The organism is Micromonospora sp. NPDC048843 (genome assembly GCF_040649965.1).
GTDB lineage: Bacteria > Actinomycetota > Actinomycetes > Mycobacteriales > Micromonosporaceae > Micromonospora > Micromonospora hortensis.
This window is the reverse complement of sequence record NZ_JBEZGJ010000283.1, coordinates 1-6,149: the sequence shown is the minus strand read 5'-3', so window position 1 is coordinate 6,149 and position 6,149 is coordinate 1. Positions and strand designations below refer to the sequence as shown.

Here is a 6,149-nt window from a genome sequence, read left to right as displayed (position 1 = left end):
GCCGGATGGTCTCCCGGCTCACCAGTGACCTGGACTCGATCGCCGAGCTGGTCGACCAACATTGGCGCCCCGGCCGCAACGGCCGGGGCGCCCTCTTGCGTGCCGACCGTCGCCGAGCCCGCCAGACCGCCCGACAGGGCCCGAACACGCCGGTCCCCACCTCTGGGAGTGAAACCGCGCGGACGGGGTAATACGGCGCGCGCGGACCAACCAGCGCGGACGTCGGGACGAGGGGTGACGGGATGGACGGCGACGGTCTTCGGCTCAACATGAACGGCCTGGATTACCTTATCCTGGCGCTGTACTTCGTCACCGTCCTCGGGGTCGGCTTCGCCGCGCGCCGGGCCATCCGGACCAGCGTCGACTTCTTCCTCTCCGGCCGCTCCCTGCCGGCCTGGGTGACCGGTCTCGCCTTCGTCTCAGCGAACCTGGGGGCGTTGGAGATCATCGGAATGGCCGCCAACGGGGCCCAGTACGGCGTCATGACGGTCCACTACTACTGGATCGGCGCGGTCCCGGCGATGGTCTTCCTGGGCATCGTGATGATGCCCTTCTACTACGGCTCCAAGGTCCGCAGCGTGCCGGAGTACCTGCGGCTGCGGTTCAACCGCCCCACCCACCTGCTCAACGCGATCAGCTTCGCCGTCGCCCAGGTGCTGATCGCCGGCGTGAACCTGTACGCGCTGGCCCTCGTCATGCAGGCGCTGCTCGGCTGGCCGCTCTGGACGGCGATCGTGGTCGGCGCGGCGATCGTGCTGGCGTACATCACCATCGGCGGCCTGTCCGGGGCGATCTACAACGAGGTGCTCCAGTTCTTCGTCATCCTGGCCGGCCTCATCCCGGTCACCGTGATCGGCCTGGTGAAGGTCGGCGGGTGGAACGGCCTGATGGACGCGGTCGGCGACACCAAACTCGGCGAGGCCGGCCTGCACGCGTGGCAGGACACCGGCAGCACCGCCAACCCGCTGGGCGCGCACTGGATCGGCATCGTCTTCGGCCTCGGCTTCGTGCTGTCGTTCGGCTACTGGACGACGAACTTCGCCGAGGTGCAGCGGGCCCTCTCGGCGAAGAACATGAGCGCCGCACGGCGTACGCCGATCATCGCCGCGTACCCGAAGCTGTTCATCCCCCTGGTCACTGTCATCCCCGGCCTGGTGGCGCTGGTCACCGTGAAGGGCCTCGGCGCGGAGAGCGGCGACCTCCAGTACAACAACGCCATCCCGCTGCTGATGCGCGACCTGCTCCCCAACGGCGTGCTCGGGGTGGCGGTCACCGGCCTGCTCGCCTCGTTCATGGCCGGTATGGCGGCCAACGTGAGCGGCTTCAACACCGTCTTCACCTACGACATCTGGCAGGCGTACATCCGCCGCGACCGGTCGGACGAGTACTACCTGCGGGTCGGCCGGTGGGCGACTGTCGCCGCCGTGGTGATCGGGATCGGCACCGCGTTCATCGCGGCCGGGTTCAGCAACATCATGAACTACATCCAGGCGCTCTTCTCCGTCTTCAACGCGCCACTGTTCGCCACGTTCATCATCGGCATGTTCTGGAAGCGGATGAGCGCGCTGGCCGGCTTCTGGTCGCTGCTGCTGGGCACCCTGGTGTCGCTGAGCCTCTACCTGCTCTACAAGGGCGGTGTGATCGATTTCAACTCCGACCTGGAGGAGAGCTTCTGGGGTGCCGGTCTGGCGTTCGTCACGGCGGTGGTGGTCGCCGCGATCGTCACTCCGCTCACCGCACCCAAGCGGGACGAGGAGCTGCGCGGGTTGGTGTACGGCATGGGCGGCGTCGACCTGAAGGGCGACGTGCTCGCCGGGGACGCCGCCTGGTACCGCTCCCCGGTGCTGCTGGGTCTGATCGCGGTCGCGCTGGCCGCCCTCTTCTACATCCCGGTCTTCTAAGGAAAGGGGTCGGCAGATGAGCAACGATGGCCAGCCGGCACAGGACCCGCTGATCGACGAGGCGCAGGCGGAGCAGCGGCGTTCCGCCGCGGCCCGGCTGTTCGACATCCGCCGGGTGATCGGTGGCCTCTTCGTCGCGTACGGGGTCATCGTGACGCTGATCGGCATCTTCGACAGCCGGGCCGAGATCGACAAGGCCGAGGGCGTACGGATCAACCTGTGGGCCGGGCTGGCGATGCTCGCGTTCGGTCTGCTCATGCTGCTCTGGCAGTGGTGGCGCCCAGCCGAAGCGCCGGCCCCGAACGAGCAGCAGCCGGACGCCTGAGCATCTGACCGCACGGATCGAGCACGGCCCGGCCCGACCGCCGGGCCGTGCGGCATGAGCGCGGCACGAAGGGGTACGTGGGGGAAATCAGGCACCGTGTCGGACACAGGAGGCAGCACCATGACCGATCGCGATCGCCAACCGCCGCTGGAGGACAGCCCCGAGGTGGCCTCGGCGGTGGACGATGACGCCACCGTGCCGCAGTTGCGGACCGGGGGTGGCCCGGACCGGGACACGCCGGGCTTCGCCGAACCCCGCAGCCGACCGGACGACCTCGCGCCGGACACCGACGAGCTGATCGGCGACCCGTACGCCGCCGGCACCGGGGCGACCGGGACGGGCACCGGCGCTGGCGGGGACAACATCCGTACCGGGGGCGAGCAGCCCTGGGAGCCGGAGGACCTGGTGATGGCCCGCGGGCAGGACCTGACACCGGAGAACCTGGAGAAGGCCCGCCGTGACCTGGCCGAGCAGGGGCGGGCGGCGATCGAACGCACAGTGCCGTAAGGGGGGGTCCCCGGCCCGACCTGTGACGGTCGAGCCGGGGACCCGGGGGGAACCTGCTGCCAACAGTGCCTCACCAACCACTGGCAGCGGGTTGGTGCGTGAGCTACCCGATCAGAGCGCCGGGTAGGCGTTGCGCATGAGCTCCTGGAACTGGGCGGAGAACCACGCACCGGAGATCGGCGCGTCGCCGAGTGCCCCGGACGGGTTGTTGCCGTTGCGGGCGTTACCGCCGTACGTCGGGTCGCACATCCGGTCGAAGCCCTTGCCCTCGTTGTTCGGGATCTCCTTGCTGGAGCCGTCCGACTCACCCGGCGGCTTCACCCAGACGTAGGCGTCGATGCCCGTCGCCGGCGTGGCCCGGGGCCGCTCACCGAGACCGGCACCAGCCTGGTTGCACCAGTTGCCGAGGTGGGCCCGACGGTCGATGCGGCCGCCGTTCACGTACGTGTCGACGCTCGTCGTCGCGCCCGGACCGGTGGGCCGGGCGGAGCCGCCCCAGCCGTTACGGGAGGTGTCGATAAGCATGCCGATGTTGGAGTTGAAGCCGACCGAGACCAGCTGGTTGCGGAACGCCTGGGCGAACGACAGCTCGTCGACGTAGAAGTTCCAGTCGACCCACTTGGACTGCCGCACCGTCTGGCCGTTCACGTTGTCGGTGACCTTGAAGTACGGCTCCTGCAGCGCCGAGTAGTTCGCGGTGTTGGTGATGAACCCGTGCACGTTGTTGACAGTGCTGCCGGAGGCCACCGCTGCGGTCTTCAGGATGTTGGAGGTCGGGACGAAGTTGGAGTCCCAGCCGAGCCAGCCGTGGTGGCCGGCGTCGATGTAGTTGTAGACGTTGCCGATCGCGCCCAGCTTGGCGAGGGCGTAGCCGACACCGTTGACGTAGGCGCCGTTGGCCTTGACCGTGTCGCACATGACAGTGCCGCCGGCCTGATCGGACGTGTTGGTGACCAGGTTCGGCAGCGAGTCGATCTCGATGATGTTGATGATCCGCAGGCTGCTGTACTTCGACTGACCCTGGATGGCGGCGATCGGGTCGATGTACTGGGCCTTGTACTTCGGCAGCTCGTCCGGGCCCAGCTCACCGTTGGAGGCGAGCGCCGAGCAGTCCCGGCCGGGCAGGTTGTAGATCACGAACTGGATGTAGCCGGCACCTTGGCGCAGCGCCTCGTCCAGGTGCTCCTTCACGCCGAAGGCGCCGTTGGAGCTGCTGTCCGGCGTGCCGTTGATCGCGGCGATCCGGTCCAGCCAGACGGCGGTGGGGTTGTTGGAGACGCGGCTTCCGCCGGTTTCGGCGTCCGCCTTGGCCTTCCACTCCGGGTTCACGTAGCCGCGCACCCCGACGTACGGGTTGTCGACCTTGGTGCCCGGCGGGTTGGTGGGCGGATCGGTCGGCGGATCCGTCGGCGGGTCGGTCGGCGGGTCGGTCGGCGGGTCGGTCGGCGGGTCGGTCGGCGGCGTGGTGCCACCGTTGCAGACCACGCCGTTCAGGGTGAACGAGGTCGGCTTCGGGTTGCTGCCGCTCCACGCGCCGTTGAAGCCGATGCTCGTCGAGGCGCCGGTGGCCAGGGTGCCGTTGTAGGACAGGCTCCGGGCGGTGACCTGGCTGCCGGACTGGGTGAACGTGGCTGACCAGCCCTGCTGCACCCGCTGGCTGGAGTTGGCGAAGGTCCAGCCCAGCGTCCAGCCGTTCAGCGGGTCGCCGACGTTCTTGATGGTGACGCTCGCTGTGAAACCGCCGGGCCAGTCGTTGCTCGTGTACGCGATGTCGCACTGCGTCGCGGCCTGCGCCGCGGTAACCGGAATCGTTACGAGCCCACCGGCGACCAGGGCACCCGCGCCGGCGAGCGCGAGGGCCCGGCGTGGGCCGGTTAGCCTTCTCCACACATTCATGCCACTGATCTCCTTGGGCGAGACCGGGCCCACGTACGGCCCGGCGGGACGGCCCGATGGGCGTCCTGCACGGACGGCCGTCGGCACCACGGGATTCTTTGGGGGGCGCCCGACCCGGACGGGCGATGGTGGTGGTGTTTGCCCGGCCGATGCGTCGGCCGGTCGATCGGCGGCGGGTGCGTCGCCCGGTGAAACCGGGTGCCCTCGACTCCCCCTGCCTGCACGGTGTGGCTCTCTGAACCGCGTTCGCCGATTCTTGCATGGGAGCGCTTCCATGGCAATGGCTCGATGTGTTGCCGGAGCCGATTCGGACGATACCTCCGAGCGCGCCCCACCGGCACGCGCCGCCCGGACCCGCCGCTACCGGATGACCGGGGCAGGCCCTGCACGGGGAGTGCGGAACGCCGTGGCACATCCACAGGGCCCCGGGACGCCTGACACGGCGCTCAGCGCAGCGAAAGCCGCGTACCACCCCTTCGCCTCTTACTTGGAGCAAAGGTAAAACGCGAATCTTTCACTTCATAAGTCATGAAACGGTCTAACGTCGGTCTTAGCTCGGTTGTCGCCGAGCTCAGGACAACAGGGATGGAGTGACGCAGGTCATGGCTAAGAAGATGCTCGGGAAGGTCGTTGCGGGCGCCGCGCTCGGCGGCGCGTCGCTCCTGGTGTTCGCACCGGGGATCGCGTTCGCCGACGGCCACGACGACGGCAAGGTCTACGCCAAGCCGCACGTCGTCAAGGCTGGCGACGAGGTCAAGCTCCTCGAGATCTGCCCGGATCGGCAGGAGCACGCGTACGTGTGGTCCAAGGTCACCGGCAAGGTCAAGCTCAAGCCGGCGCATGAAGACCGGGGCGAGGACCGCGAGTGGCGCGAGGAGGAGAACTCCTCCGACCACGACAAGGGCAAGGACGAGCACGGCAAGGACGACAAGGGCAAGGACCACGAAGGCAAGGACGAGAACGGCAAGGACGACAAGGGCAAGGACCACGAAGGCAAGGACGAGAACGGCAAGGACGAACACGGCAAGGACGACAAGGGCAAGGACGAGCACAAGGACGAGAACGGCAAGGGTGGCCAGGGTGGCGGCGCTGCCGCCGACGCCTACGGCGACGAGGGCAGCAAGGACTGGAAGGGCGAGGAGCACGGCCAGGACGCCGAAGAGGGCCGTGACAAGAAGGACTGGGACTCCAAGGACGAAGACAAGAAGGACTGGGAGTCCAAGGACGAGCACGGCTCCGAGTACGGCTCGGACAAGGGCTGGGAGAACAAGGACGAGCACGGCTCCGAGTACGGCTCGGACAAGGGCTGGGAGTCCAAGGACGAGCACGGCTCGGACTACGGCTCGGACAACGGCTCGGACAAGGGCTGGGAGTCCAAGGACGAGCACGGCTCGGACTACGGCTCGGACAACGGCTCCGACAAGGGCTGGGAGAACAAGGACGAGCACGGCTCGGACTACGGCTCGGACAACGGCTCCGACAAGGGCTGGGAGACCAAGGACGAGCACGGCTCCGAGTAC

6 protein-coding genes are annotated in these 6,149 nt (G+C 68.3%); 5 read left to right on the top strand and 1 reads right to left on the bottom strand.

The window, feature by feature from the left end:
- From AB0C20_RS34560 to AB0C20_RS34545, 4 genes are all read left to right on the top strand, one after another.
- Positions 1–191: hypothetical protein (locus tag AB0C20_RS34560; RefSeq protein WP_357569584.1), on the top strand; the 191-nt coding region annotated here is incomplete at its 5' end.
- Positions 192–242: 51 nt separating this feature from the next.
- Complete coding sequence (locus AB0C20_RS34555) at positions 243–1,901, top strand: sodium:solute symporter family protein (protein WP_357184954.1); 1,659 nt, start codon at positions 243–245, stop codon at positions 1,899–1,901.
- 16 nt (positions 1,902–1,917) lie between these two features.
- Positions 1,918–2,226, top strand: a complete 309-nt coding sequence (locus AB0C20_RS34550; RefSeq protein WP_357184951.1) for a hypothetical protein — start codon at positions 1,918–1,920, stop codon at positions 2,224–2,226.
- Positions 2,227–2,346: 120 nt separating this feature from the next.
- A complete protein-coding gene (locus tag AB0C20_RS34545; RefSeq protein WP_091405768.1) occupies positions 2,347–2,733 on the top strand; it encodes a hypothetical protein in 387 nt (128 codons plus the stop codon).
- A 111-nt stretch (positions 2,734–2,844) separates the two neighbouring features.
- Here AB0C20_RS34545 and AB0C20_RS34540 read toward each other — a convergent pair whose 3' ends face one another.
- Positions 2,845–4,629 carry a glycoside hydrolase family 6 protein gene (locus AB0C20_RS34540; protein ID WP_357184947.1) on the bottom strand — a complete coding sequence of 595 codons (1,785 nt, stop codon included), beginning with the start codon at positions 4,627–4,629 and terminating at the stop codon, positions 2,845–2,847.
- Positions 4,630–5,231: 602 nt separating this feature from the next.
- On the opposite strand from AB0C20_RS34540, the gene AB0C20_RS34535 reads away from it, so the two are divergent.
- A partial coding sequence (locus AB0C20_RS34535; RefSeq protein WP_357569583.1) for a hypothetical protein occupies positions 5,232–6,149 on the top strand: 918 nt, incomplete at its 3' end.